We start from the raw sequence: 26,462 nt of genomic DNA on the forward strand, positions 1-26,462 counted from the left end.
TCAGATCTCGAGTCGTACGCGGTAGTGCCGCAGCCATGCGTCCAGTTGGAGGACCATCTCCACGTTCCGCCGCTCGCCCCAGCCGTCCACCGCGATCGGGCGGTCCTCCCTGGCGAGCTCGGCGCAGGCCGGGCCGTCGAGGAGCGGACGCACCGGGCTTGACGGGTCGCCGACGACGGCGTTGAAGCGGCTGCGCAGCACCTCTCCGTAGTGTGGGTCCTGCGTGACCGGGAAGGGGCTCTTGCGGCGCTGTGTCACCGAGGCGGGCAGCAGATCGGCGACCGCGGAGCGCAGCACGCTCTTCTCCCGGCCGTCGGCCGTCTTCATCGCCCACGGGATGTTGTAGACGTACTCGACGAGCCGGTGGTCGCAGTACGGCACCCGCAGCTCCAGGCCCACGGCCATGCTGAGGCGGTCGTCGCGGGAGAGCAGCAGCGGCAGCCAGCGCGACAGATGCGCATGGCCGACCACCCGCATGGTGTGCTCCTGGCCGGACTCGCCGGGCACCCGCGGGACTTCCGCGACCGTCTCGGCGTACCGCTGGGCCGAATACCCGGGTACGTCGATCTTCTTGAGGAAGCCGGGGTCGAGCAGTCCCGTGCTCATGCCGTGCGGGGCGACCCGCAGCCCCATCGTGACCCAGGGGAAGTTCGCGGTGTCCACCAGCGTGGGATCGCGGAACGACTGGTAGCCGCCGAAGAGTTCATCGGCCACCTCGCCCATCAGAGCGACCGTGGAGCGCTGGCGTACGGAGCGCAGCAGCAGATACAGGGAGCGGTCCATGTCCGGAATCGGGCGCGGCAGATCCTGGGCGCGCAGCGCGGCCGCGTCGACCACCGGGTCGGCGAGGTCGGCGGTGCGCAGCACCACCGGCTCATGGTCGGTGCCGACATGGCGGGCGACCTCGGCGGCGTACGGGGCATCCGGGTCCTCGTGCCAGAAGTCCTTCCGGAACCGCTCGGTGTGTCCCTCGAAGTCCACGGCGAAGGTCTTGGGACGGCTGCCGTCCGTGACGGACCGGGCGGCGAACGCCGCGATCGCGCTGGAGTCGACACCGCCCGAGAGCAGCGTGCACAGCGGGACATCGGAGACCAGATGGCCGGCGACGGCCTCCCCCAGCAGGCCCCGCACCGTGTCCACCGTGGTCGCGAGATCGTCGGGGTGCTCGTGGTGGGGCAGCGTCCAGTAGCGGGACTCGGTGAGCGAACCGTCCCGTACCACCGTCACATGGCCCGCGGGGACTTCGCGCATCCCGCGGTAGACGGCATGGCCCGGGGTGGCGATGTACGCGAGCAGCTCCGCCATGCCCTCCGTGTCGACGACGCACGCGACCGACGGATGGGCGAGCAGTGCCTTGGGCTCGGAGCCGAAGACGAGACCCCGGCCGGTCTGCGCGTAGTACAGCGGCTTGATGCCGAGCCGGTCCCGGAACATCACCAGCTTGCCGGCGCGCGGGTCCCAGACGGCGAAGGCGAACATGCCCTCGAGCCGCTCCGCGCACCGCTCGCCCCACTCCAGATAGGCGCGCAGCACCACCTCGGTGTCCCCGGCCGTACGGAAACGGTGGCCGAGCGACTCCAACTGTGCCCGCAACCGGCGGAAGTTGTAGATCTCGCCGTTGTGCACCAGCACCGCGAGGGTGCGGCCGTCCTCCTCCGCGACCATCGGCTGCGGGCTGCCGTCCACATCGATCACGGCGAGCCTGCGGTGGCCGAGAGCGGCACGGTCATCGGTCCACACGGCCTCGTCGTCCGGGCCGCGGTTGGCGAGCGTCCCCACCATGGTGCGTACCGTGGAGGCCTCTTCCCTGAGGCCGCGCTCGAAGTCGACCCACCCCGCTACGCCGCACATGCGACCACCCTCGACTCGATCTCGGCGACCAGTGCGGCCGGGGACGGCAGGCTCAGCATCTGCTCGCGCAGCTTGTTCGCGGCGGCGCGGTGCGCGTCGCCGGTGAGCAGCTTCTCCGCCTCGGCGCGCAGCCGCTCGGGCGTCGCCTCGTCGCGGGTGAGCACCTCGCCGGCGCCGGTGGCCAGCACCCGGCCCGAGTGACCGAGATGGTCGGGCAGCTGAGGTACGAGCAGCAGCGGCACACCGGCCCGCAGCGAGGTCAGCACCGTGCCCGCACCACCGTGCGCGACGACCAGATCGGCGTCGTCCACCAGCAGATGCAGCGGGATGTCCTCGACCACGCGTACGTGCCCGGCGGCCTCGCCCGCCACCTCGCCGAGCAGCGCACGCTGCCCGGCGGTGACCGCGAGGACCACCTCGGTGCCCGGACCGGCCAGCGCGGCCGCGACCTGCCCGGCCAGGAACCTCTCCGGAGCCAGTCGCGCCATCGTGTGGCCCCAGGTCACCACCACGCGGCGCCCGGTGGTCCCCGGCGGGCCGAGCGGGGGACGAAGCGGCCCGCCGGGGCCGTTGAAGGGGACGTACTGCATGGCGAGGCGCGGATGCTCGACCGGCACCTGGAAGTCGTCCGGGCACGGGTCGACGGTGAGCAGGCCGAACGGATCGAAGTCGCCGACTCCGTTGCGCTCGGCCAGCGGCGCGAGCACCTGCGGCAGCAGGCCGCGGGCCCGCGCCATCAGATCGGTGCCGTACAGCAGACGTACGGCGGGGATGCCCGCCGCGGCGGCCGCCAACGGACCGGCCAGCGCGGTCGGTTCGAAGACCACGGCGTCCGCACGCCAGTCGCGGGCGAGCGCCGCCAGATCGTCGGTCATGGAGTCGGCGTGGGCGTAGAACATCTGCATCGCGCGCGGTCCCTTGCCGCTGCGCGGCGCCTGCCCGCCGCCGTCGCCCGCGTCGTTCACGGTGGGGAGAACGTAGCCGCGCACCATCCCCACGGCGTCGACGTCCGTACCGACACCGGCGCCGGGCAGACCGGTCCTGGCCGTCTCCTCGCGCAGGGACGGCTGGCTCGCGACCAGCACGTCATGGCCCGCGGCCCGGAAAGCCCATGCCAACGGCACCATCGCATACAGATGCGAAGGCCAGGCCCAGGTCGTGAACAGTACGCGCATGGCTCGCCCCAACCCCTCTCAGTGCCGGCTGCGGCTCCGCCCCTGGCTGACTCGTGGGGCGAGGTCCGCGATGCGCAGACGGTGACGCAGCGTGCTATCGGTCCGGTCGCAGCCCGCTCGAAGCGAGCCGGACCGAGAGACCCCCGAATTCCTCACACCACCTGGAAGTTGGCCATCATCGCCATGTCCTCGTGCTCGAGGTTGTGGCAGTGGAACATGTACCGGCCGCGGTGGCCCGAGAAGCGGGCCAGCACATCGACCACCTCGTAGGGCCGCACATCGACGGTGTCCTTCCAGCCGGCGTCCGTCTCCAGCGGCGCCTTGCCACTGCGGGCCACCACCTGGAAGTGCGCCAGGTGCAGATGCACCGGGTGGTGGAAGTCGCTGGTGAAGCGCCACCGTTCCACCGTGCCGAGCCGCGGCCGGGCAGCGAACTCCGCGGAACGGAAAGGCTTTCCGTTGACCGTCCATATCGTTGTGCCGTCCGAGGCACTCGTCTGGCGGAAGTCGAACTGCCGCTCGGCCACGGCCGCGGCCGCGCGCAGCGGCTCGACATCGGCGAGCCCGGCAGGAACCCTGCTGTCGTCCTTCGCACGCCGGGCGACCTTGAACCGCATCACCCGCCGGGTGCCACCCTCGCCGAGCGTGTTGACCAGAGTGACCGTGGATCCCACCGGATACTGCGAGAAGTCGACCACCACGTCGAACCGTTCGGCGGGCGCGATCGGCAGCTTCTTGTGCGAGCGCGGAGCGGCCAGCAGCCCGGCGTCGCTGCCGATCTGTGTGAAGGTGCCTCCGGGCTCCAGTTCCAGCCGGTAGCGGCGGGCGTTGGAGGCGTTGAGCAGACGGAAACGGTAGCGCGCGGCTTCCACCTCGAGCTCGGGCCACGGCGCGCCGTTGACCAGCACCACATCGCCCATGACGCCCTCCATATAGGCGTCCTTGACGCCGGGGACACCGGTCAGCGAGGAGTCGAGGGACGGATAGCGCAGCGCGCCGTCCTCCTCGAACGCACGGTCGCAGATCATCAGAGGGATGTCCCGCTCGCCCGCGGGGAGGTTCAGCGCCTCTTCCTCGTCGTCGCGGACGAGGAACATCCCGGCGAGCCCCCGCCAGACCTGCGGGGCGCTGAAGTCCATCCGGTGGTCGTGGTACCAGAGCGTCGCGGCGGGCTGATCCAGCGGATACGTATAGTCCTTGACCCCCTGCGACAGCTTCCAGTCGGCCGGGGCGACGTGCATCGCCCCGCCGTGGCCGGCCCCATGACCGCCCTTGCCCTGTGCCGCGGGGTCGTGCCGGTAGCCCTTCGGCACCACGAGATCCGTCGGATAGCCGTCCGACTCGGGAGCCTGGATCCCGCCGTGCAGATGCGTCGAGGTCGGCACGGGCAGCTCATTGCGCACCCGCACGACGATCTGACGCCCCGACCGGCCCACCAGGGTGGTGCCGGGGAAGCTCCCGTCGTACCCCCACACCTGAGTCCTGAGACCGGGCAGGATCTCCACATCGGCGACGCGCTGCACCAGTTCGTAGTGGTCGACACCGCGCGTCGTACGCACCGGCACGGCCGTCCTCGGCACCGGCAGCGGCACCCGGTACGGCTCCGGCGGCCGGCCGGCGCTGGAGAGCAGCTCGCCGGAGACCTCCCGGGTCAGGCTGCCGCAGCCGGCGACTCCGGCCGCGGCGGCCACGCCCGCGGCACCGGCCACCCCGAGCAGTCTTCGGCGGGACAGCGGTACGGACCGGCTGCGCCCCGCGCTCATCGGCGGCCGCCGCGGTACGCGAAGGCCCAGTAGGTGAGGGCGGTCGCACCGGCGACCAGCGCGACCCCGAGCGGGATGTGCAGGCCCAGTGACCTGCTGAATCCGGACCCGCTCTGTATCTGTACGAGGAAGGAGACCAGCACGGCGAGGGCGATCGGCCACGCCGGTCCGCGGCCCGGCCGCCACAGCAGCACGGTGTTGAGGACCAGCAGCCAGCTCAGGAAGCTGATGGTGTGCGCGTTGATCTCGTGCAGGTCCAGCAGATCCACATCGCCCGTGATGAACATCCCGGCCAGCACCGGCTGTACCAGGGTCAGCAGCAGAAACGCGGTGATCACGCAGCGCAGCAGAATCAGCGGCCACCGCCGGACCTTGCGCACCGCGGGCGGCCCGCCCGTCCGCCGCCGCCGCGGGGACGAACGCGCCGCCGCGTCGGCAGGCTCCAGGGCGTCCGTCCGGTGGACGTCCGGTGTCTGGCTCATGGGGAACCCCTCCAGGTCGTCGACACCCTCGACGGTGACAGGGACGACTCGAGTGGGACTTGAGCGGGACGAGGGCCGGACCGGTCCTCGATTCGCCATCGAGCGGTGGCGGAGAACGTAATGCAGCGTCCCTACGCCTGCCTTGGAGGATGACCGATGGCCGAGACTCCCCGCTTCCGCGTGATTCTGCGGATGGAAATCCAGTCCGGAACACAGGACGAGTTCGAAAGGACGTGGTGGGAGGTGGGATCGGCGATCGCCCGGCAGCCCGCCAACCTCGGCCAGACGCTGACGCGGGCGACCGAGGGCGATTCCCCTGTGTACTACGTGATCACCGACTGGACCGACGAGAGAGCGTTCCGCGCCTTCGAGGTCAGTGAGGCACATGCCGGGCACCGGCGCCGACTGGGGAAGTACCGCACGAGCGGCGAGATGATCACGACACAGACCGTGTACGACATCCCCCCGGCGCACCGGCCCGACGCCGTTGCGCGACGCGAGGCCGCTACCCGGTCCGAGGCTCCTCCCCGGCCGGGGGCCGCCCCCGGGCCGAAGTCTGTTCCCGGGCCCGGGCCCGGGCCCGCGTCTCGGTCCGGGAACGGTGCGTCGCCCGAGGCCGCTTCCCGGTCTGTGTCGGCTCCCGGGGCCAACGCCGCTCCCCGGCCCGAGGCTGCCGGCAGGTCCGGGGCCGTTCCTCGGCCCAGGGCCGTACCCGGGGCGCCGTCCGTCGCCGCCCCTGGCCGGACTCCGCTGGCCTTCATCGGGCTCGGCAACATGGGCGGCGGCATGGCCCACGCCCTCCTCGACTCCGGCCGCACCCTGACCGTGTACAACCGCACGGCCGCCAAGGCCCGTTCCCTGGTGGACGCCGGCGCCGCCACGGCCGGCAGCCCCGCGGACGCCGCCGCCGGACACTCCGTCGTCGTGCTCAGCCTGAGCGACGAAGCCGTCGTGGACGATGTGCTCTTCACCCAGATCGTGCCGGTGCTCGCACCGGGCAGCATCGTCATCGACACCTCCACCGTCTCCCCGGCGTACGCACGCAAGGCCGCGGCACGCCTTGCCGACGCCGGACTGCGCCGGGTCGAGGCCTGTGTGGTGGGCAATCCCTTCCAGGCACGCGAGGGCAAGCTGCGCGTCTACACCAGCGGCGCGGAGCAGGACGTCGCCGAGGTCGCCGACGTCCTCGACACGATCGGATCCGAGGTCCTCCACCTCGGCGCCCCCGGTACGGCCGCCACCCTCAAGCTCATCTTCAATCTGCTCCTCGGCGCCCAGGTCGCCTCGCTCTCCGAGGCGGTGGCGTACGGCGTACGGACCGGGCTCGACCGCGACCGGCTGCTCTCCGCCATCGCCGAGAGCGGATTCAGCTCCCTCGTCATGCGCTTCCGCGCCGAGCTGATGCGCAAGGGGAGTTACGAGCCGGCCTTCTTCCGCTCGGCACTCATGGAGAAGGACCTGCGCCTCGCCATCGAGGATGCCACCGGCGCCGGAGTCGAACTCGCCGTTCTGGACACGGTCAGGGCCGGCTTCGCCGCCGTGGTCGCCGCGGGCGACGGCGACAAGGACGCCTCCGTGCTGATCGAGCACACGGGTGCGGCCGCCTCCTCCCGGGGAGCCGTGTCATGACGCCTCCGCCCGACGCGCGCCACCTCCGGCTCAAGCATCTCGTCGAGGCGGGTGCGGCGGCCCGCGGCAGCCTGTCGCCGGACGACGACATCGACCGTCTCCTCGAGCTGGTCTTCGAATGGTTCCGTTCGTGCTTCAGCCCCGCACGGGCACACGGCTACTCCGGCACCTTCCAGTACGCGGTCAACACGCCGCTGGGCGTACGCCACCACTACATCGTCGTCGAGAGCGGCAGCTGCACCGCCGCCACCACAGTCGACCGCCCGGCGGACGCCACCATCGGCGTGGACATCGACGATCTCGTCGCCCTCGCCGTGGGCGAACTCAAAGGCACGGACGCCTTCGTCAACGGCCGTCTGAAGATCTCCGGCGATGTCTTCTTCGCCATGAACTGGATCGAGTGGTTCGGCTCCCGCAGCACACCGCCCACCCGCGACTGAAGGTGCTGAGGGGGTGTCGTGGTGATCTTGCCGGGCTCGCGTGCCGTGGCACGGCACCTCGCTGCGTTGTCGTCGGTCGCCGACGCTCCGCGTGGACTCCCAAGGACACCCCCCTAGCTGCCTTTGAGCCCTCCTGCAGCCGCGGCGCGCAGTCTGCCGGGAACGACCGTCCCGCAGCTGCGCGCCGCACTCTTGGAGGTTCCGTGTCCCTTCGTCTGTTCACCTCGGAGTCCGTGACCGAGGGCCATCCCGACAAGATCGCCGACCAGATCAGCGACGCGATCCTCGACGCGCTGCTGACCCAGGACCCGAGGTCGAGGGTCGCCGTCGAGACGCTGATCACCACCGGCCAGGTCCATGTGGCCGGCGAGGTCACCACCCAGGGCTACGCCGAGATCCAGAGCCTGGTCCGGGAGACCGTCCTCAAGATCGGCTACGACTCCTCGGCGAAGGGCTTCGACGGCGCTTCCTGCGGTGTCTCGGTGTCCATCGGCGCCCAGTCGCCCGACATCGCCCAGGGCGTGGACACCGCGTACGAGCAGCGCGTCGAGGGTGCCGCCACAGGTGAAGGGGAGGACGAGCTCGACCAACAGGGCGCGGGCGACCAGGGCCTGATGTTCGGTTACGCCTGCGACGAGACGCCCGAGCTGATGCCGCTCCCCATCACCCTCGCGCACCGGCTCGCCGCACGCCTCACCGAGGTTCGCAAGAACGGGACCGTTCCCTATCTGCGCCCGGACGGCAAGACCCAGGTCACCATCGCGTACGACGGCGACCAGGCCGTACGTCTCGACACCGTCGTCGTCTCCTCGCAGCACGCCCCCGGCATCGACCTGGACGCGCTGCTCATCCCCGACATCCGCGACTGCGTCGTTCAGCCGGTGCTGCACCAGCTTGCGGAGGACGGCGTACAACTGCGCACCGAGGGCTACCGGCTGCTGGTCAACCCGACCGGGCGGTTCGAGATCGGCGGCCCGATGGGTGACGCCGGCCTGACCGGCCGGAAGATCATTATTGACACGTACGGGGGCATGGCCCGCCACGGTGGCGGCGCGTTCTCCGGCAAGGACCCCTCCAAGGTGGACCGCAGCGCGGCATACGCGATGCGCTGGGTCGCCAAGAACGTCGTCGCGGCGGGACTCGCGGCGCGTTGCGAGGTCCAGGTCGCGTACGCCATCGGCAAGGCCGAGCCGGTCGGACTCTTCGTCGAGACCTTCGGCACCGAGACCGTCCCCGTGCCGCGCATCCAGGCCGCCATCGACCAGGTCTTCGACCTGCGCCCGGCCGCGATCATCCGCGACCTCGACCTGCTGCGGCCCATCTACGCACAGACCGCCGCGTACGGGCACTTCGGCCGGGACCTCCCCGACTTCACCTGGGAGTCCACCGACCGTGCCGAGAAGCTGCGCCAGGCAGCCATCGCCGACTGACCGGCCCCGGCAGCCGAAGGTACATCCACCGCAGAAGGAGCAGTGACCGTGCGCATAGCCGTAACTGGTTCGATCGCAACGGACCACCTCATGGTCTTCCCCGGCCGGTTCACCGAGCAGCTCATCGCCGGCAGCCTCGACAAGGTCTCACTCTCCTTCCTCGTCGAGGAACTCGAGATCCGGCGCGGCGGCGTCGCGGCGAACATCGCCTTCGGCCTCGGCCGGCTGGGTCTCGGCCCCTACCTCGTCGGAGCGGTGGGCACGGATTTCGCCGACTACCAGGTCTGGCTCAAGGAGAACGGCGTCGACACCGACTCGGTGCACGTCAGTGAATCGCTGCACACCGCGCGCTTCGTGTGCACCACCGACGCCGACCACAACCAGATCGGCTCCTTCTACGCCGGAGCCATGAGAGAAGCACGCACCATCGACCTGCTTCCGGTGCACAAACGGTCCGGGGGACTGGATCTCGTGGTGATCTCGCCCAACGACCCCGAGGCCATGATCCGCCACACCCGTGAATGCACGGCCCTCGGCCTGCGGTTCGCCGCCGACCCCTCGCAGCAGCTCGCGGTCATGGGACGCGAGGAGGTCCGGGCACTGCTCGACCGCCCCGCCTATCTGTTCACCAATGAGTACGAGAGTGTGCTCATCCAGGAGCGGACGGGCTGGACCGAGCAGCAGATCCTCGGGCGGGTCGGCACCTGGGTGACCACCCGGGGCGCGGACGGGGTCCATCTGGAACGAGCCGGACTGCGCCCCCTCGACATCCCGTCCGTCCCGCCGGCCGGCCGAATCGAACCGACCGGCGCGGGGGACGCCTTCCGGGCGGGCTTTCTGGCCGCGACCGCGTGGGGCCTCGGCCTGCAACGCGCGGCGCAGTTGGGCAGCACGCTGGCGACCACCGTCCTGGAGACCACCGGCACCCAGCCGGAGGAACTGAAGGGCGCCGAGCTGACGGCACGCGCAGGCGGTACGTACGGAGCCGAGGCGGCGGCCGGACTCGCGCCCTATCTGGCGGCAGCGGGATGAGCGCGGCCCGTATCGACGCTCTTCGTGAGGCGCTTGCCACTCGTGTGGTGGTGGCTGATGGTGCGATGGGCACGATGCTTCAGGCGCAGGATCCGTCGTTGGAGGATTTCGAGAATCTTGAGGGTTGTAACGAGATTCTGAATGTGACGCGTCCGGACATTGTGCGGTCGGTGCATGCGGCGTATTTCGCTGTGGGTGTGGACTGTGTGGAGACGAACACGTTCGGTACGAACTTTGCGGCGTTGGCGGAGTACGACATTCCTGAGCGGGTGTTCGAGCTGTCGGAGTCGGGGGCGCGGATTGCGCGTGAGGTGGCGGATGAGTTCACCCTTTCGTCGGGGCGGCAGCGGTGGGTGCTGGGTTCGATGGGGCCGGGGACGAAGCTGCCGACGTTGGGGCATGCGCCGTATGTGACGTTGCGGGATGCGTATCAGCAGAATGCTGAGGGCATGATCGTTGGTGGTGCGGATGCGTTGCTGGTGGAGACGACGCAGGATCTGTTGCAGACGAAGGCGGCGGTGCTGGGTGCCCGCCGGGCGTTGGATGTGATGGGTGTGAGTCTGCCGTTGATCTGTTCGGTGACGGTGGAGACGACGGGGACGATGCTGCTTGGTTCGGAGATCGGTGCGGCGTTGACGGCGTTGGAGCCGTTGGGGATCGACATGATCGGTCTGAACTGTGCGACGGGTCCGGCGGAGATGAGTGAGCATCTGCGGTATCTGGCGCGGCATTCGCGTGTGCCGTTGTCGTGTATGCCCAATGCGGGGCTGCCGGTGCTGGGTCGTGATGGTGCGCATTATCCGTTGTCGGCGGGTGAGCTGGCGGATGCGCAGGAGACGTTTGTGCGGGAGTACGGGCTGTCGTTGGTGGGGGGGTGCTGCGGTACGACGCCGGAGCATTTGCGGCAGGTGGTGGAGCGGGTGCGTGGTGTGGTGCCCACGGTGCGGGATCCGCGTCCGGAGCCGGGTGCTGCGTCGTTGTATCAGAGTGTGCCGTTCCGTCAGGACACGGCGTATATGGCGATCGGTGAGCGGACCAACGCCAATGGCAGCAGGAAGTTCCGGGAGGCGATGCTTGAGGGCCGCTGGGACGATTGTGTGGAGATGGCGCGGGATCAGATCCGTGAGGGTGCGCACATGCTGGATCTGTGTGTGGACTATGTCGGCCGTGATGGTGTGGCGGACATGGAGGAGCTGGCGGGCCGGTTCGCGACTGCTTCGACGTTGCCGGTTGTGCTGGATTCGACGGAACTGCCGGTGTTGCGGGCGGGGTTGGAGAAGCTGGGTGGGCGTGCGGTCATCAACTCGGTCAATTATGAGGACGGGGACGGGCCGGAGTCGCGGTTTGCGAGGGTGACGGCTCTGGCGCGGGAGCATGGTGCGGCGCTGATCGCGCTGACCATTGATGAGGAGGGCCAGGCCCGCACGGTCGAGCACAAGGTTGCTGTCGCGGAGCGGCTGATTGAGGATCTGACGGGTAACTGGGGTGTGCATGAGTCGGACATTCTGATCGACTGTCTGACGTTCACGATCTGCACGGGTCAGGAGGAGTCCCGTAAGGACGGTATCGCCACGATCGAGGCGATCGGTGAGCTGAAGCGGCGTCATCCTGATGTGCAGACCACGCTGGGTCTGTCGAATATTTCCTTCGGTCTCAATCCGGCTGCGCGTGTGGTGCTGAACTCGGTGTTCCTGGATGAGTGTGTGAAGGCCGGTCTGGATTCCGCGATCGTGCATGCGTCCAAGATTTTGCCGATTGCGCGGCTGGAGGAGGAGCAGGTCAAGGTCGCCTCCGATCTGATCTACGACCGCCGTGCGGAGGGTTATGACCCCTTGCAGAAGCTCATGGAGCTTTTCGAGGGCGTCAACATGAAGTCGATGAAGGCGGGCAAGGCCGAGGAGCTGATGGCGCTGCCGCTGGAGGAGCGTCTCAAGCGGCGGATCATCGATGGTGAGAAGAACGGTCTGGAGGCGGATCTGGAGGAGGCCCTGCAGTCGAGGCCGGCGCTGGCCATCGTGAACGACACCCTGCTGGAGGGGATGAAGGTTGTCGGTGAGCTGTTCGGCTCCGGTCAGATGCAGCTGCCGTTCGTCCTTCAGTCGGCGGAGGTGATGAAGAACGCGGTGGCTTTCCTGGAGCCGCACATGGAGAAGTCCGACGCGGAGGGCAAGGGCACGATCGTGCTGGCCACGGTCCGCGGGGATGTCCATGACATCGGGAAGAACCTCGTCGACATCATTCTGTCCAACAACGGCTACAACGTCGTCAACCTCGGTATCAAGCAGCCGGTCTCCGCGATCTTGGAGGCGGCCGAGGAACACCGTGCGGATGTGATCGGCATGTCCGGTCTGCTGGTGAAGTCCACCGTCATCATGAAGGAGAACCTTCAGGAGCTGAACCAGCGCAAGATGGCCGCCGACTACCCCGTCATCCTGGGCGGCGCGGCACTGACCCGCGCCTATGTCGAACAGGACCTCCACGAAATCTACGAGGGCGAAGTCCGCTACGCCCGTGACGCGTTCGAGGGTCTGCGGCTGATGGATGCCCTGATCGCGGTCAAACGCGGTGTCCCGGGGGCTGTGCTGCCCGAACTGAAGCAGCGCCGGGTGGCCAGGCGTGATGCGCCGCTGCTTCAGGTCAGTGAGCCCGACGGTGGTGGCCGCTCGGATGTGGCGGTCGACAATCCGGTGCCCCTCCCGCCGTTCTGGGGAACGCGGGTGATCAAGGGTATCCAGCTGAAGGAGTATGCGTCCTGGCTGGATGAGGGCGCACTGTTCAAGGGCCAGTGGGGTCTCAAGCAGGCCCGTGCGGGCGGGCCGAGCTATGAAGACCTCGTCGAGAGCGAGGGCCGGCCGCGGCTGCGTGGCTTGCTGGACCAGCTCCACACCGGCAACATGCTGGAAGCAGCGGTCGTCTACGGCTACTTCCCCTGTGTGTCCAAGGGTGAGGATCTGATCCTGCTCAACGACGACGGCTCCGAGCGGACCCGTTTCTCCTTCCCGCGTCAGCGGCGCGGGCGCCGGCTCTGCCTGGCGGACTACTTCCGTCCCGAGGAATCAGGCGAGAGGGACGTGGTGGGCCTGCAGGTCGCCACCGTCGGCTCGAAGATCGGAGAAGCCACCGCCGAGCTCTTCGAGGCCGACGCCTACCGCGACTACCTCGAACTGCACGGCCTGTCCGTGCAGCTTGCCGAAGCCCTGGCCGAGTACTGGCACGCCCGGGTCCGCTCCGAGCTCGGCTTCGCCGGCGAGGACCCCGCCGACGTGGAGGCTGTGACTTTTTTGAACGATGTGTTCGCCCTGAAGTACCGGGGCGCCCGTTTCTCCCTCGGATACGGAGCGTGTCCGGACCTGGAGGACCGCGCGAAGATCGCCGACCTGCTCCAGCCCGAACGGATCGGGGTCCAGCTCTCCGAGGAATTCCAGCTCCACCCCGAACAGTCCACCGACGCCATCGTCATCCACCACCCCGAAGCCACGTACTTCAACACGGGAAGGGCACGAGCGTGAGGACAGTGCGCGATGTTCTGGCGGCGGGGGAGCGGTCGTACTCCTTCGAGTTCTTCCCGCCCAGGACCGACGTCGGCGAGGAGCGACTCTGGGACGCCATCCGCAGGATCGAGGCCCTCTCGCCGGCCTTCGTCTCGGTGACGTACGGCGCGGGCGGGTCGTCCCGGGACCGTACCGTCGCCGTAACGAAGAAGATCGCCTCGCAGACCACGCTGCGCCCGGTGGCCCATCTCACCGCCGTGGGCCACTCGGTGGCCGAACTGCGGCACATCATCGGCCAGTACGCCGACGCAGGCATCCGGGACGTCCTTGCCCTGCGCGGCGACCCGCCCGGCGACCCGAAGGGCGCCTGGACCCCCCATCCGCAGGGATTGGCATACGCGGCCGAACTGGTCGAGCTGGTAAAAGAGTTGGGGGACTTCAGTGTCGGTGTCGCGGCCTTCCCCGAGTGTCATCCGCGCTCCCCGGACTGGGACAGCGACATCCGGCACTTCGCGGCCAAGTGCCGCGCGGGCGCGGACTACGCCATCACCCAGATGTTCTTCGACGTCGAGTACTACCTGAGGCTGCGCGACCGGGCCGCGGCGGCGGGCTGCGACACCCCCATCATCCCCGAGATCATGCCGGCGACCGACTACCGGCAGATCCGCCGCTTCGCCGAACTCAGCGACGCGGCCTTCCCCGACGACCTGGCCGGGCGACTTCACACGGCCAGGGACAACCCGGACGCATCTCATCGGATCGGTGTCGACCATGCGATCGCGATGGCGGAGCGGCTTCTCGACGAGGGCGCTCCGGGCCTGCACTACATCACCCTGAACCGATCGCCTGCGACGGTGGAGATACACCGGGGCGTCAGGAAGACGAGGAGTACCCATGCCCTCTCAGTCCGCCACTGACTTCAAGGTGGCCGACCTTTCCCTCGCCGCCTTCGGCCGCAAGGAGATCACTCTCGCCGAGCACGAGATGCCCGGTCTGATGTCGATCCGTAAGGAGTACGCGGCTTCGCAGCCGCTGGCCGGTGCCCGGATCACCGGTTCACTGCACATGACGGTGCAGACTGCCGTCCTGATCGAGACCCTGGTCGCACTGGGCGCCGAGGTCCGCTGGGCGTCCTGCAACATCTTCTCCACCCAGGACCACGCGGCCGCCGCCATCGCCGCGGCGGGTATTCCTGTCTTCGCCTGGAAGGGCGAGACGCTGGAGGAGTACTGGTGGTGCACGGAGCAGGCGCTGACCTGGCCGAACACCCCCACCGGTGGCCCGAACATGATCCTGGACGACGGTGGTGACGCCACCCTCCTGGTCCACAAGGGTGTGGAGTTCGAGAAGGCCGGCGCGGCCCCGGACCCCTCGACGGCGGACAACGACGAGTTCCGCTGCGTACTCGAGTTGTTGAACCGCTCCACCCTCGACTGGACCGGACTCGCCTCCGAGATCCGTGGTGTCACGGAGGAGACGACGACGGGTGTGCATCGTCTGTACGAGATGCACCGGGACGGGAGTCTGCTGTTCCCGGCGATCAATGTGAACGACGCGGTGACGAAGTCGAAGTTCGACAACAAGTACGGCTGCCGGCATTCGCTGATCGACGGGATCAACCGTGCTACCGATGTGCTGATCGGTGGCAAGGTCGCGGTCGTGTTCGGTTACGGCGATGTGGGCAAGGGCTGTGCGGAGTCGCTGCGTGGTCAGGGTGCCCGGGTGATCATCACTGAGATCGACCCGATCTGTGCGCTGCAGGCGGCGATGGACGGCTACCAGGTGGCCACGCTGGACGACGTGGTGGGTGTCGCGGACATTTTCGTGACCACGACGGGCAACAAGGACATCATCATGGCCGCGGACATGGCCAGGATGAAGCACCAGGCGATCGTCGGGAACATCGGTCACTTCGACAACGAGATCGACATGGCCGGTCTGGCTCGGACTCCGGGGATCGTCAAGGACGAGGTCAAGCCGCAGGTGCACACCTGGACGTTCCCGGACGGCAAGGTGCTGATCGTGCTGTCCGAGGGCCGTCTGCTGAACCTGGGCAATGCGACCGGTCACCCCTCCTTCGTGATGTCGAACAGCTTCGCGGACCAGACGCTGGCCCAGATCGAGCTGTTCACCAAGCCGCAGGAGTACCCGACCGACGTGTATGTGCTGCCCAAGCACCTGGACGAGAAGGTCGCCCGTCTGCACCTGGACGCGCTCGGCGTGAAGCTGACCACGCTCCGTCCCGAGCAGGCCGCCTACATCGGCGTCGAGGTCGACGGCCCGTACAAGCCCGACCACTACCGCTACTGATCAGTCACGGACCGGCCCCCAGGAGCGGGCCGCCCAAGAACCAGGCCCCCGCCCATCCCCCGGCGGGGGCCTGCCCCGTCGCCCCCTCACCGGCCCTCGGTCAGCGCATCGACGCGACGGCCCACTCCGCGACCACGGCCACGGCGACGCCGACTCCGAGTACCGCCGTGGCCACCCGGGTGCGCCCCACCCGGCTGAGGACGAGTGCGCTGCCCGAGAGGATCAGCGCGATGCCGTAGAAGCCCATGGTGAGTACCGAGTGGGTGCTGCCGAGCCGCAGTACCAGAGTGACGGCCACGGCGATCATGATGACCGCCGAGAGGGCTGTCCGTACACGGCGTGCCTGGCGTGGTGTGAGCCCCTGCCGTTCCGGGCTCGAATTGGCTTCTGACATGCACGGAAGACTATCCGTCACCTCCCGGCCCAACCTGACTGGGCCGGGAGGTGCCCGCTCATGCCCCCCTGGCGCTGCCGACTCCGGCCGCCCATAGTGGAGCGGTTCCGGTGAGCTGGCAGGCCATCAAATAGAGCGGGATAGGAGGGGTATATGGGCTGTTGTCGTCGGGTGGCCGGATCAGACGGAGGCTCGTCGCCGGTACGTACGCCCCGCGGGCGTAGTGCGAGGGCAGCGGCCAGGTCAGCTCCGCGTCCGAGCCGGCCGGGACGATCCACCACCACCAGTCGGTGTCGGCGAAGACGCAGCCGCTGCGCGGCATTCGGCTCAGGAGCCGGAATCCGTACCGCACGGGAACGCCCACGGCATCGCAGCCGAGCGAGGGCTCCAGCGGGGGCGGCAGGACGAGACGGGTCATCCGCATCTCTGCGTCACGGCGGCCGCTCCGGACGAGGAGGGTCGCCCGGTTCTTCAGCACGGCATCTCCGCGACGTAGGGCAGTTCAGCCCATACGACGCGTCCCGGGCCGGACTTCGACGCATGCGTGCCCCAGGCGCTGCTCACTGTCTCCACCAGCAGCAGCCCTCGTCCGCGTTCTTCCTCGGCGACACGGCACACTCGCGGGCCGGTGGGTGCGGACCCCTGGTCCTGCACGGTTATGCGCAAGCGCTGGGCGCCGTTGAGGAGTTCGCAGGCGACCAGATGGCCGTCGGTGTGTACGACCGCATTGGTGACCAGCTCGGAGACGACCAGCATCGCCGTGTCGTGAACATCGCCGCCAACGCCCCAGCGGTTGAGCACCGCTTGGGCCATTTTTCTGGCTCTGGCAACGAATTCGACGCGCGCCGGCAGCTCGAAGCCGTACCGGTTGTGGTCGGCCCCCGAGCACGGGTCCAAAAGCTGGGTAGTGAGCGCGTCACGGTTCACGTGACCACTGTCCCGCCGCAACACACACCTTGGCAAGGCCCACTCTGAAATTTTCAGAGTGGGCATATTCATCGTTGCGGGGTCGTGGCACACTGCTCGCAACAGCACGTGGGGAGGTCTCGAAGTGAGTGAACCGCGATCCGCCCCCACTGTGGGCCAGGTCGTCCTCGGCAGGCGGCTGCAGGACCTGCGGGAACGTGCCGGTCTCAAGCGCGAGGAAGCGGCCAAGGTGCTTCGCGTTGCCCCGGGCACGATCCGCAGGATGGAGACGGCCGAAGTAGCACTGAAAATCCCCTATGTGCAGTTGCTGCTCGGTGCGTACGGGATCCCCGACGATGAGGCCCGCGGCTTCGTCGAGCTGGCCGAGGAGGCCAACAAACCGGGCTGGTGGCAGCGCTTCCACGACGTACTGCCCCACTGGTTCAGCATGTACGTCAGCCTGGAGGGCGCGGCCAGCCTCATCCGTGCGTATGAACCGCACTTCGTGCCCGGTCTGTTGCAGACGCAGGATTACGCCCGCGCCATCATGCTCGGCGGCGCCGTCGGCCAGACCGACCCGGCCGACATCGAGCGGCATGTGGCTCTGCGGATGGAACGTCAGTCCCTGCTCGCCCGGCCGGACGCCCCCAAGCTGTGGGTGATCATGGACGAGACGGTGCTCCGCCGGCCCGTCGGAGGTCCCGGGGTGATGAGAGCGCAGATCGACCGGCTGCTGGAGGGCGCCCAGCTGCCCCATGTGACCCTGCAGATCGCGGAGTTCGCGACCGGACACCATCCCGGCACCTATGGGCCCTTCGTCCTCTTCCGGTTCGCCGTCCCGGAGCTCCCGGACATGGTCTACAGCGAGTACCTGACCGGCGCGGTCTATCTGGACGCGCGCCCCGAGGTTGCCTCGCACCTCGAGGTCATGGACCGCATGGCGGCCCAGGCCGCGACTGCACAACGCACGAAGGAGATCCTCATGGATCTCCGCAAGGAGCTGTGAATGGACCGCATATACAACGGCATGCCCGCCGCCGACCTGCCGGCCGAAGGCTGGCACAAGCCGTGGAGCGGCGGCAACGGCGGCAACTGCATCGAGGCCATGAAGCTGGCCGACGGCAGAGTCGCTGTGCGCCAGTCCGCCGACCCCGACGGCCCCGCCCTGATCTACACCTCCGGCGAGATCGCCGCGTTCATCCAGGGAGCGAAGTCCGGCAAGGCCGACTTCCTGCTCACCGACGCCTGCACTTCGTAGGCGACGAGCGCGGCCCGTACGACCGGTGAACCGCCTGGACCAGGTCGCAACGTGGCAGCCCGCGAGCGCGGAGCACCCTCTCGCTCACCCCGGCACCAGCCTGGGGAGTTCGCCGCGGCATGGGTCGGCACCGAGCTGCTGACGTCCTGTGTGGCCCTGACGGAGCGACACCTGCCCACGGAAGCGGCGACGAGAGCACCGCAGACGTGAGCGGCCTGCTCACCCGCCGACAGGGGCGGCCGGGGCAAGCAGCGTCGTGAGGAACCTCTGCGGCGCGGAGACGTTCCCGGCCGAGTCGACGGTCCGGTACTCGATCGTGTGGGTGCCGTAGTCGGGCGTCGCGTCGTCCCACGGAACGGCGCGCGTCCTGCCGAGCTTGCCGTGGACGAGATCGTCGATGACCGTGCCGCTCGGGGTGAAACGGTAGGGCGCGTCGGCATCCGTCGGCCAGCCGTAGTACGTCTGCCAGCCGTCGCCGTCGACCCTGAACTGCGTGACCACATACCCGTCCTGGGCGTCGCGCGACGTCAGCTTCATCGTGAACGGGCCGTCATAGACGTACTCCACCGGCCTGCCGGGCCGGTGCACCGTGCGCAGCGGCTTCGAGAGTGCGTACGTGGCCTGCGCCGGGGCCGCGTCGACCGTCCAGCTGAGCGTGGAGTGCGTGCCGCCGATCCTGGCCGTGAGGGTGTGGGTACCCGGCCGCAGCCGCAGCGCGCCCAGATCGAGGTCGCGGTCGTTGCCCGGGTTGGTGACCGGGCGGCCGTCGAGCGTCCAGCGGACCGCCAGGGTCCGGTCGGCGGGGTGCGTGGTGTCGGCGTGCACGACCGTCGCGGAGCCCACCGGGACCTTGGTGTCGGTGTGGCCGGTGAAGGCGGCGGGCACAGGCTCCGGCCGGGTGGTGAGTGCCGTGTCCACGGTCCAGGAGACAGTGCGTGTCAGCGCGGAGGAGGACCGGATCGCCGGGTCACGGACGTACGGCGTCGGATCGGTGACCGTGGCCGTCAGCGTATGTGTGCCGCGGGGGAGTTGCAGCCGGCGCAGATCGAGGGTGCGCGCATCGCCGGCGGAGTGCAGCGGACGTCCGTCGAGCCGCCATGCGACATCCAGTTCCCCGCCGGCCGGATGCAGGGTGTCCACCCACACCGTCCGGTCGTCGCCGATCGCCGCGGTGTTCGGGGTGTGGCCCTGTACGAGATTCACCTTGGCGGAGATCTTCTGCACCATCACCTCGCGCTCGACCTGGTCGAAGGCGTACCCGAGGGTCTTCATGATCGAGTGCTTGCTGGGCCGCCAGACGCCCTTGGTGCTGTACAGACCGCCCTCGTACCGGCCGATCACGCCGCCGGACTCGCTCTTCTCACCCAGCCAGCGCCACCACTTGGCACGCTGCTGCTTCATCTGCTCCTCGGTGAGCAGCGTGTGGTGGGCGGAGGAGGGCTCGCCCTCGCTGTACGTACCGCCCGCGACTCCGCGCGCGTAGTAGTCGTACTCGTCCTGGAGCTTGCCCAGCGAATGGCCGATCTCGTGCGGGGTGATCAGCGAGGAGAGCGCATTGCCGCCGGAGGCCGTGGCGTAGGTCCCGCCCGCGCCGCCGTAGGTGTCGCTGTTGGCGAGGGCCACGATCTGCCGGTTCGCGCTCACGGAGCCGGGGACGAGGTCGGCGAGCGCCGTCGCCGGCCCGCTGTCGACGGTGAGCAGGCGCTGCACGCTGCTCGCGTTGCAGCCGCCCCAGAAACCCATGTTCAGAGGCGTGTCGCGGCGCGGTGAGTCCAGAGCCGGGTCGCAGTCGACACCGGACTCGGCCGAGGGGACCTCCACCGCCCAGACGTTGATGTACGGGCGGTACGAGGCGAAGGGCTCGGTGGACCAGAGCACATTGAGGTGCTTGTCGACATCGGCGCGGAAGGCCGGCAGTTCGGCGGCCGTATAGCCGTCGCCGAGCAGGACGAGATTGAAACGCTTGTCCGCGGGCCCTGTGGTCTGCACGGGGACGACGGTGGCGGCTTCGGTCACCGGCGCGGGCGACTCCTGGGCGGTGGCCGAGGGAGAGGCGCCCAGCAGGCAGGCGGCGAGGAGCGCGCCCGCGGTGGCGAGCAGCGGCATTCTTCGGGGTCGTATGCCGGGTGAGGTCATGAGGCCGGAGCGTACGACTCCGTCCAAGGGGGCGTAAAGACAAGGGAGTTGACCAAGTGGCCGGGGAGATGCGGCAGCCGCAGGGTGCGGCGCCCAGGAGTGATCGAGCCGAGGACGCGGGGTGCGCGGGCGCCGGTGCAGGCGGGCTCGTTGCCCGGCAGCCCGTGGAGGGTCAGAAAGCCCAGGACGGCGAAGGCGTACGCCTCCTTGGCGGCGGATGGCAGCCCCAGCTCGTCCGAGGTGCGCAGTGGTGTCCCGCCGAGCTCGTGGCCGAGCATCTCCATCAGGACCGGATTGCGGGTGCCGCCGCCGGACGCGATCACCTCGGTCGCCCGCAACGGCCGCACCGCATCCGCGACCGTCCGCGCGGTCAGCCGGGTGAGCGTGGCGATGACGTCCACCGCCGGAAGTCGGCCGAAATTCTCCAACGCGGCGCGCAGATAGGACAGATGGAAGAGTTCCTTCCCCGTCGTCTTGGGGGCGGGCAGCCGGTAGTACGGCTCCTCGAGCAGCCGCCGGAGCAGCGGCTCATGGACCGTGCCGGCGGCGGCGAGTGCCCCGTCGGTGTCGTACGCTGGCCCGCCGCCGGTCAGCTCCTGCACCGCCGCGTCGAGCAGCGCATTGGCCGGGCCGGTGTCGAAGGCGACCGGGTCGCCCGTCGTGGGCAGGGCGGTGAGGTTGGCGATACCGCCGAGGTTCAGGGCGACCGGCGCACCGGGCCGGCCACGCAGCCACAGCACGTCGACCAGGCTCACCAGCGGAGCGCCCTGACCGCCGACGGCGATGTCGCGGGGCCGGAAGTCGGAGACGACGGGGCAGCCGGAGGCTTCGGCGATCCAGGCGGGCTGCCCGAGCTGGAGGGTGCCGTGCGCCTGGCCGTCCGCCACCCAGTGGTAGACGGTCTGACCGTGCGAGGCGACGAGGTCGGCCCGGCCCTCGCACAGTTCACGGTCGGCGCGCACGGCGAGCGCAAAGGCCTGCCCGATGAGGGTGTCCAGATGGCAGACCTCCGCCATGGTGGTCGTGGCGGGCGGCAGCGCGCCGGCCAGCGCCGTCCGCAGCTCCTCGTCGTATTCCTCGCTGATCATCCCGAGCGGGGTCACCGTCAGGGTGTCCTTGCCGAGGGCGATATCGGCGGCCGCGGCGTCGATCGCGTCGTACGACGTCCCCGACATCAGCCCGACGACTCTCATCGCACGACCCCGCTCAGCGCACCGACGCCACTCACGCATGAACCCGCTCAGCGCACCGACGCCACTCATCGGACCGGTCTCCTTCATCGCAGCGGCTTGCGATGGTCGTCGCCGCGCAGGGTCAGCAGGGCGAGCACGCTGACCGCGCAGGCTCCGGCCGCGTAGTAGGCAGGGATGTCGACATCACCCGTCCTCTTGATCAGCTCGGTGATGATGAGCCCGGCGCAGCCCGAGAAGACGGCGTTGGCCAGGGCGTAGGCGAGGCCGAGCCCGGTGCAGCGGACGGTCGTCGGGAACATCTCGGCGAGCATCGCGGGGCCCGGGCCCGCCATCAGTCCGACGACCGCACCGGCGGCGAAGACCGCGAGTCCTTTGGCGATGGTCGAAGTGCTCTGATGCTGCAGCAGATTGATGAGCGGGAGAGCCAGCGCGGTGACCAGGACCGCGCCGGTCAGCATCACCGTGCGCCGGCCGATCCGGTCACTGAGCCGCCCCGCCGGGATGATCGACGCGGCGAAGCCGAGGTTGGCGAGGACGGTGGCGATCAGTGCCTCCTGGAAGGACGCGTTCAGCGTGGACTGCAGATAGGAGGGCAGGACGACCAGGAAGGTGTAGCCCGCCGCGGCCCACCCCATGATCCGCCCGGCGCCCAGCACAATCGCCTTCACCACGTCGGCGGTGCGCGGCGGAGGCACCGGTTCGGCCTCCACCCGCCGGAAACTGGGCGTCTCCTCCAGACGGAGCCGCAGCCAGAGGGCGACCAGGCCGAGCGGCAGTGTCAGCAGGAACGGCACGCGCCAGCCCCAGCCGTTCAGCGCTTCCTCGGACAGCACGGTGGCGAGCAGCGCCGCGACGCCCGCGCCGCCGAGCAGGCCGAGAGCGACCGTGAAGGACTGCCACGATCCGTACAGACCGCGTCGGCCGGGAGGCGCGAACTCGGTCATGAGCGATACGGCGCCGCCGAACTCGCCGCCCGCGGAGAGGCCCTGGAGGATACGGAGGAAGGTGAGCAGCCACGGGGCGGCCGCACCGATCGAGGCATAGGTGGGCAGCACCCCGATCAGTGTGGTGGCGACCGTCATCAGTCCGATGACCAGGATCAGGGTGGGGCGCCGGCCGATACGGTCGCCCACCCGGCCGAAGAGCGCGGCCCCGATCGGCCGGAAGAAGAACGCCAGTGCGAAGGACGCGTAGGTCTTGACGAGGCCTTCGGCATCGCTTGCGCCCTCGGGCGTGAAGAAGTTCGCGGCGATGATCGTCGCGAAGTAGCCGTAGACGCCGAACTCGTACCACTCGACGAAATTGCCGACCGAACCCGCCAGCAGCGCGCGGCGCGAGCGGGTGGGCGGGGTGGTCGTCCCGGCGGAGGTCGTCATTCCTGCTACTTGCCCTCAGGACCACGGCGGGATGCTCACCGCTGCGCAGTCGGCCCGCCTCACTGAAATCGCCTCACCTTGCTTGTTCGGCGCCCCCGTCGCGTGCAGCCCGCCTTTGTGGCTCGGCGCGGGTGCCCGCAGGGAAGCCGGTCACCGGCTCGTCCGGCGACGGTCCGCCGGAGCCGGAGCCGGAGCCGGATGCCGCCTCGCCGACCGACCCGCGCCGGTGACCAGCAGCGACCCGTAAGGACTCCGCCGCTACGTACGCGTCAGATAGGCGAGTCCCGGATGTTCGGCCCGGTAGCCGTCGACGAGCCGCCGGGCGACCGTCACCGAGTCGACGAGCGGGTGCAGTGCGAACGCCTTCACCGCATGTGCGCGCGAGCCGCCCTCCGCCGCCTCCAGAACCTCGCGCTCCACGGCCTTTACCGAGGTCACGAGACCGACGGCGTGGTACGGGAGCGGGGCGACCGCGACCGGATGGGCGCCGTTCGCATCCACGAAGCAGGGCACCTCGATGACCGCCTCCGCATCGAGCACGGAGAGGGTGCCGCGATTGCGGACATTGAGGATCAGCGTGGTGCGCTCGTCGCGGGCAACGGCACGCATCAGGGCGAGGGCGACCTTCTCGTACCCGCCGGACTCCAGGTCGTCCTCATCGCGCTCGCCGACGCCCGCCGCCTCGCGGTTGGCCGCCATATAGGTCGCCTCGCGCTCGGCGAGCGTGCGGTGCCAGGCCGCCAGGGCAGGGGCGCCGGGCTTCTTCATCGCCTCGTAGAAACCGGCCTGTTGCTCCTTGAGGAACGCACCCCTGGTCTGCTTCGCCTCCTGGTAGGCGCGCACGGTCTCGCGGTTGAAGTAGTAGTAGTGCAGATATTCGTTGGGGATCGCGCCGAGCGACCGGAGCCAGTCGGGGCCGAAGAGCCTGCCCTCCTCGAAGGAGCCCAGTGCCTCGGTGTCGGCGAGCAGCCGCGGCAGCTCGTCGCGCCCGGCGACCCGCAGCCCGCGCAGCCAGCCGAGGTGGTTGAGGCCGACGTAGTCGATCCACGCGGTGCCGGGGTCGGCGCCGAGCACGCGGGCGACCCGGCGGCCGAGCCCCACCGGTGAGTCGCAGATGCCGATGACCCGGTCGCCGAGGATCCGGGACATGGCCTCGGTGACGAGGCCCGCCGGGTTGGTGAAGTTGATGACCCAGGCGTCGGGGGCGAGCGCCGCCACCCGGCGGGCGATATGGACGGCCACCGGAACCGTGCGCAGTCCGTACGCGATACCGCCCGCGCCGACCGTCTCCTGGCCGAGCACTCCCTCGGCCAGCGCGATCCGCTCGTCGGCCGCCCGGCCCGCGAGGCCGCCGACGCGGATCGCGGAGAAGACGAAGTCGGCGTCCCGGACGGCCTCGTCCAGGTCGGTGGTCACCGTGACCAGGGGCGCGTCCGGCTGCGCCGCGGCCTGCTCGGCAAGGACCCTGGCCACGGCCCCGAGGCGGTCCGCGTCCACATCGTGCAGCGTGACCCGGGTGACGCGGCCCTCGGCGTGATCGCCGAGCAGCGCCCCGTACACCAGAGGCACCCGGAATCCACCGCCGCCGAGAATCGTGAGCTTCATGCCCGTACGCTACTCGGCAGCTCCCGGTGGTTTCTCAGCCATGCGTCCCCGCCGCTCGTGCCGTCCGCCGCAGGTCGTGCGCCGCCCGCCGCCCGCGTCGTTTCTGTCGTGCGTGCCGAGGGAGAGCGTCCTGATGGTTGCCTCGAAGCGTGCAGAGAGGGTGAAGCCCGGCTCACCCCAGATCGAACGCGTTGCGCAGCCCCAGCCGGTAGCGGGTGCGGTCGTGGCGCTTGAGCAGTTCGATCTCGGGCGCGCGGAAGAGTGCCTTCACCGTGCAGCGCGCCGCCGTCGAACCGGTCCTGTCCAGCAGGGCGTTGACGGCAGCGCGGGCCGAGGCATTGGCGCCCTCCATCGTCGCCAGGTCGATGTCGACGGCGACGTAGTCGCCCGCCAGGAAGAAGTTGGGGATCCTGGTGGCGGCCTGCGGACGGTTGTGGAAGGTGCCGACCGGGTGGACCAGGAGCTCGTCCTGGTTGGTCGGGTTGGGGGTGCCGAGGCCGTCCACGCCCGGGTCGAGGAACCAGGAGTGCAGCGCACTGTCCTTGAGGACCGTGCGGCCCGTGTCGTTGACGGCGGCCTTCAGCTGCGCCCACACCTCCCTGGCCACCTCCGTACGGGTGCACTGCTTGGCGGTCTTCCCGTACAGGATGCCGGGCTTGTCCCACTCGGAGATGTCCACGGACAGGCAGTCCACCGCGACGCCGTCGCCGTAGTCGGCGGGGAAGTCCCGGGACGGCCAGTGCCCGGCCTGCTGAATCGCCGTCAGGGACCACGGCGAGTCGATGCAGTTGAGGTGTCCGTCCAGCAGCGGCGCCCGCTCGGTCAGATAGAACTGGATGCCTGTCATCCAGTCCGTCTCCAGCTTGTCGCACCGCGGCAGCTGCGGGTCGGCCGCGCGTAACTCGGCCCCCCAGGTCCGGCGCGCATGCTCCACCGGCATCGCGGAGAGATAGTGGTCGGCGGTCACCGACCGGCGTACGCCCTGCGGGTCCTCGATCACCGCCGACGTGACTCGCTCGCCACCGTACTTCACCTCCCGTACCGTCCAGCCGATACGGAACTCCACGCCCAACCCTTCCAGATGGGTCACCCAGGGGTCGATCCAGGCCTCGTTGGTGGGGGCGTTGAGGATCCGGTCGAGCGGCCCGTCCGCGCCCCGGCCCAGCGCATTGAAGACGAAGGCCTCCAGGAGGGTGGCGACCGTGCGGGTGCTGGCCTCCTCGGCTTTGGTCGCCACGATGTTCCGCGTCAGTCCGACGGCCAGAATGCGCTGGTAGTCGTAACTCATCCGCTCGGCCCGGATGAACTCCCACCAGGGCGTGCGCTCCCACCTCTCGTCGCGCCGCTCCGCGCAGCTGGTGAGAAAGACCAGGCCACGGTTCACGAAGTAGGCCGCCTCATGCACCGGGATGCCTTTGAGGGTGTCCAGCGCGGCGGTGAGCGCGCGGCGGATCTCGTCGAGTGTGAGCTCGGGCGGCTTGTGTCCGGGCCAGGGCAGGGGGATCCGCAGATCCTCGCGCCCGGTGCGAGCGAACGACATCTCGGACGGCGCGACCAGATTGTCCCAGACACCGTTGGCGTTTCCGGGGAACGGGATGCGCCGCATCGTGTCCGGCAGATTGTGGTAGATGCCGGGGATGAAGCGGAAGCCGTGCTCGGCGGGCAGCGGGCGGCGGCCGCCCCTCGCACTGTCCGGGACGTCCATGCTGCGCGCCTTGCCGCCCAGGGCCCTGCGCTCGTAGACCGTGACCCGGAAGCCGCGTTCTGCCAGCTCGTGCGCGGCGGTGAGTCCGGCGACGCCGCCGCCGAGCACGGCGACCGACTGCGCGGCCCGTGTGCCGTCCGGGGACCTCTGTTCGGCCGCTGCGGCTGTACGTGCCGTGGCCAGCGCTGCTGTGCCGCCGGCCGCGGCAGCCCCCGCCATGAAGGTGCGTCGTGTGCTGCCCACCCGATCCATCCCCATCCCCCTTACCGACGGTAACTGTCGCGTC

General features: G+C 69.5%; 21 protein-coding genes. 9 read left to right on the forward strand and 12 right to left on the reverse strand.

All coding sequences use genetic code 11. The annotated features are described in order from the left end of the window. From asnB to OG883_RS11760, 4 genes are all read right to left on the reverse strand, one after another. Positions 1 to 1,851: an asparagine synthase (glutamine-hydrolyzing) gene (gene asnB / locus OG883_RS11745; protein WP_266538756.1), complete on the reverse strand. Its 1,851-nt coding sequence runs from the start codon at positions 1,849 to 1,851 to the stop codon at positions 1 to 3. After that, positions 1,839 to 3,026 carry a nucleotide disphospho-sugar-binding domain-containing protein gene (locus tag OG883_RS11750; protein ID WP_266538759.1) on the reverse strand — a complete coding sequence of 396 codons (1,188 nt, stop codon included), beginning with the start codon at positions 3,024 to 3,026 and terminating at the stop codon, positions 1,839 to 1,841. Before OG883_RS11750 ends, asnB begins: the two co-directional genes overlap by 13 nt. A 152-nt stretch (positions 3,027 to 3,178) precedes the next feature. Beyond that, positions 3,179 to 4,789 (reverse strand): multicopper oxidase family protein, encoded by a 1,611-nt coding sequence (locus tag OG883_RS11755; protein ID WP_266538762.1) that lies wholly within the window; start codon positions 4,787 to 4,789, stop codon positions 3,179 to 3,181. Next, the gene (locus tag OG883_RS11760) at positions 4,786 to 5,271 is read right to left on the reverse strand and encodes a hypothetical protein (protein ID WP_266538765.1); all 486 of its coding nucleotides are present in this window, start codon (positions 5,269 to 5,271) and stop codon (positions 4,786 to 4,788) included. The genes OG883_RS11755 and OG883_RS11760 overlap by 4 nt, the downstream gene beginning before the upstream one ends. A gap of 156 nt (positions 5,272 to 5,427) precedes the next feature. Between OG883_RS11760 and OG883_RS11765 the strand changes: the two genes are divergently transcribed. The 7 genes from OG883_RS11765 (at position 5,428) to ahcY (ending at position 15,603) form a co-directional block, all read left to right on the forward strand. Continuing rightward, entirely contained in the window at positions 5,428 to 6,900 is a 1,473-nt protein-coding gene (locus tag OG883_RS11765) for an NAD(P)-binding domain-containing protein (protein ID WP_266538768.1), read from the forward strand. Continuing rightward, positions 6,897 to 7,340 (forward strand): SCP2 sterol-binding domain-containing protein, encoded by a 444-nt coding sequence (locus OG883_RS11770; RefSeq protein ID WP_266538771.1) that lies wholly within the window; start codon positions 6,897 to 6,899, stop codon positions 7,338 to 7,340. Before OG883_RS11765 ends, OG883_RS11770 begins: the two co-directional genes overlap by 4 nt. 203 nt (positions 7,341 to 7,543) lie before the next feature. Further along, positions 7,544 to 8,770: a methionine adenosyltransferase gene (metK, locus tag OG883_RS11775; RefSeq protein WP_266538774.1), complete on the forward strand. Its 1,227-nt coding sequence runs from the start codon at positions 7,544 to 7,546 to the stop codon at positions 8,768 to 8,770. A 48-nt stretch (positions 8,771 to 8,818) separates the two neighbouring features. Continuing rightward, positions 8,819 to 9,802 (forward strand): carbohydrate kinase family protein, encoded by a 984-nt coding sequence (locus tag OG883_RS11780; protein WP_266538777.1) that lies wholly within the window; start codon positions 8,819 to 8,821, stop codon positions 9,800 to 9,802. Beyond that, positions 9,799 to 13,311 carry a methionine synthase gene (gene metH / locus OG883_RS11785; RefSeq protein ID WP_266538780.1) on the forward strand — a complete coding sequence of 1,171 codons (3,513 nt, stop codon included), beginning with the start codon at positions 9,799 to 9,801 and terminating at the stop codon, positions 13,309 to 13,311. Before OG883_RS11780 ends, metH begins: the two co-directional genes overlap by 4 nt. Next, the gene (metF, locus tag OG883_RS11790; RefSeq protein WP_266538783.1) at positions 13,308 to 14,210 is read left to right on the forward strand and encodes a methylenetetrahydrofolate reductase [NAD(P)H]; all 903 of its coding nucleotides are present in this window, start codon (positions 13,308 to 13,310) and stop codon (positions 14,208 to 14,210) included. The genes metH and metF overlap by 4 nt, the downstream gene beginning before the upstream one ends. Beyond that, positions 14,188 to 15,603, forward strand: a complete 1,416-nt coding sequence (ahcY, locus tag OG883_RS11795) for an adenosylhomocysteinase (protein ID WP_266538786.1) — start codon at positions 14,188 to 14,190, stop codon at positions 15,601 to 15,603. Before metF ends, ahcY begins: the two co-directional genes overlap by 23 nt. Positions 15,604 to 15,703: 100 nt before the next feature. On the opposite strand, the gene OG883_RS11800 is transcribed toward ahcY, so the two are convergent. The 3 genes from OG883_RS11800 to OG883_RS11810 are packed head-to-tail and all read right to left on the reverse strand — an operon-like array spanning position 15,704 to position 16,924. Then, the gene (locus tag OG883_RS11800; RefSeq protein WP_266538789.1) at positions 15,704 to 15,997 is read right to left on the reverse strand and encodes a hypothetical protein; all 294 of its coding nucleotides are present in this window, start codon (positions 15,995 to 15,997) and stop codon (positions 15,704 to 15,706) included. A gap of 58 nt (positions 15,998 to 16,055) precedes the next feature. Then, a complete protein-coding gene (locus tag OG883_RS11805; protein ID WP_266541443.1) occupies positions 16,056 to 16,421 on the reverse strand; it encodes a hypothetical protein in 366 nt (121 codons plus the stop codon). Positions 16,422 to 16,468: 47 nt separating this feature from the next. Then, a complete protein-coding gene (locus tag OG883_RS11810) occupies positions 16,469 to 16,924 on the reverse strand; it encodes an ATP-binding protein (protein WP_266538792.1) in 456 nt (151 codons plus the stop codon). Positions 16,925 to 17,048: 124 nt separating this feature from the next. Here OG883_RS11810 and OG883_RS11815 point away from each other — a divergent pair, with 124 nt between their 5' ends. Then, a complete protein-coding gene (locus OG883_RS11815; protein ID WP_266538795.1) occupies positions 17,049 to 17,909 on the forward strand; it encodes a helix-turn-helix transcriptional regulator in 861 nt (286 codons plus the stop codon). Next, positions 17,910 to 18,161: a DUF397 domain-containing protein gene (locus OG883_RS11820; RefSeq protein ID WP_266538798.1), complete on the forward strand. Its 252-nt coding sequence runs from the start codon at positions 17,910 to 17,912 to the stop codon at positions 18,159 to 18,161. 219 nt (positions 18,162 to 18,380) lie between these two features. Here OG883_RS11820 and OG883_RS11825 read toward each other — a convergent pair whose 3' ends face one another. The 5 genes from OG883_RS11825 to OG883_RS11845 all read right to left on the reverse strand — a co-directional run bounded on the left by OG883_RS11825 (position 18,381) and on the right by OG883_RS11845 (position 26,428). Beyond that, positions 18,381 to 20,297, reverse strand: coding sequence for a M64 family metallopeptidase (locus OG883_RS11825; protein ID WP_266538800.1), 1,917 nt, complete (start codon positions 20,295 to 20,297; stop codon positions 18,381 to 18,383). Next, the gene (locus OG883_RS11830) at positions 20,294 to 21,490 is read right to left on the reverse strand and encodes an anhydro-N-acetylmuramic acid kinase (protein WP_266541446.1); all 1,197 of its coding nucleotides are present in this window, start codon (positions 21,488 to 21,490) and stop codon (positions 20,294 to 20,296) included. The genes OG883_RS11825 and OG883_RS11830 overlap by 4 nt, the downstream gene beginning before the upstream one ends. Before the next feature lie 83 nt (positions 21,491 to 21,573). Further along, positions 21,574 to 22,866 (reverse strand): MFS transporter, encoded by a 1,293-nt coding sequence (locus tag OG883_RS11835; RefSeq protein ID WP_266538803.1) that lies wholly within the window; start codon positions 22,864 to 22,866, stop codon positions 21,574 to 21,576. A 258-nt stretch (positions 22,867 to 23,124) separates the two neighbouring features. Next, positions 23,125 to 24,471, reverse strand: a complete 1,347-nt coding sequence (locus OG883_RS11840) for a 6-phospho-beta-glucosidase (RefSeq protein WP_266538807.1) — start codon at positions 24,469 to 24,471, stop codon at positions 23,125 to 23,127. A 172-nt stretch (positions 24,472 to 24,643) separates the two neighbouring features. Further along, the gene (locus OG883_RS11845) at positions 24,644 to 26,428 is read right to left on the reverse strand and encodes an FAD-dependent oxidoreductase (RefSeq protein WP_266538810.1); all 1,785 of its coding nucleotides are present in this window, start codon (positions 26,426 to 26,428) and stop codon (positions 24,644 to 24,646) included. Between the last annotated feature and the right edge of the window lie 34 nt (positions 26,429 to 26,462).

This window comes from Streptomyces sp. NBC_01142 (assembly GCF_026341125.1).
In the GTDB taxonomy this organism is placed as follows: domain Bacteria; phylum Actinomycetota; class Actinomycetes; order Streptomycetales; family Streptomycetaceae; genus Streptomyces.

Coding starts and splice junctions, on each gene's coding strand:
- asnB (WP_266538756.1), bottom strand. CDS start 1,851: ATGTGCGGCGTAGCGGGGTGGGTCGACTTCGAGCGCGGCCTCAGGGAA.
- OG883_RS11750 (WP_266538759.1), bottom strand. CDS start 3,026: ATGCGCGTACTGTTCACGACCTGGGCCTGGCCTTCGCATCTGTATGCG.
- OG883_RS11755 (WP_266538762.1), bottom strand. CDS start 4,789: ATGAGCGCGGGGCGCAGCCGGTCCGTACCGCTGTCCCGCCGAAGACTG.
- OG883_RS11760 (WP_266538765.1), bottom strand. CDS start 5,271: ATGAGCCAGACACCGGACGTCCACCGGACGGACGCCCTGGAGCCTGCC.
- OG883_RS11765 (WP_266538768.1), top strand. CDS start 5,428: ATGGCCGAGACTCCCCGCTTCCGCGTGATTCTGCGGATGGAAATCCAG.
- OG883_RS11770 (WP_266538771.1), top strand. CDS start 6,897: ATGACGCCTCCGCCCGACGCGCGCCACCTCCGGCTCAAGCATCTCGTC.
- metH (WP_266538780.1), top strand. CDS start 9,799: ATGAGCGCGGCCCGTATCGACGCTCTTCGTGAGGCGCTTGCCACTCGT.
- ahcY (WP_266538786.1), top strand. CDS start 14,188: ATGCCCTCTCAGTCCGCCACTGACTTCAAGGTGGCCGACCTTTCCCTC.
- OG883_RS11800 (WP_266538789.1), bottom strand. CDS start 15,997: ATGTCAGAAGCCAATTCGAGCCCGGAACGGCAGGGGCTCACACCACGC.
- OG883_RS11805 (WP_266541443.1), bottom strand. CDS start 16,421: ATGCGGATGACCCGTCTCGTCCTGCCGCCCCCGCTGGAGCCCTCGCTC.
- OG883_RS11820 (WP_266538798.1), top strand. CDS start 17,910: ATGGACCGCATATACAACGGCATGCCCGCCGCCGACCTGCCGGCCGAA.
- OG883_RS11825 (WP_266538800.1), bottom strand. CDS start 20,297: ATGACCTCACCCGGCATACGACCCCGAAGAATGCCGCTGCTCGCCACC.
- OG883_RS11830 (WP_266541446.1), bottom strand. CDS start 21,490: ATGAGAGTCGTCGGGCTGATGTCGGGGACGTCGTACGACGCGATCGAC.
- OG883_RS11835 (WP_266538803.1), bottom strand. CDS start 22,866: ATGACGACCTCCGCCGGGACGACCACCCCGCCCACCCGCTCGCGCCGC.
- OG883_RS11840 (WP_266538807.1), bottom strand. CDS start 24,471: ATGAAGCTCACGATTCTCGGCGGCGGTGGATTCCGGGTGCCTCTGGTG.
- OG883_RS11845 (WP_266538810.1), bottom strand. CDS start 26,428: ATGGATCGGGTGGGCAGCACACGACGCACCTTCATGGCGGGGGCTGCC.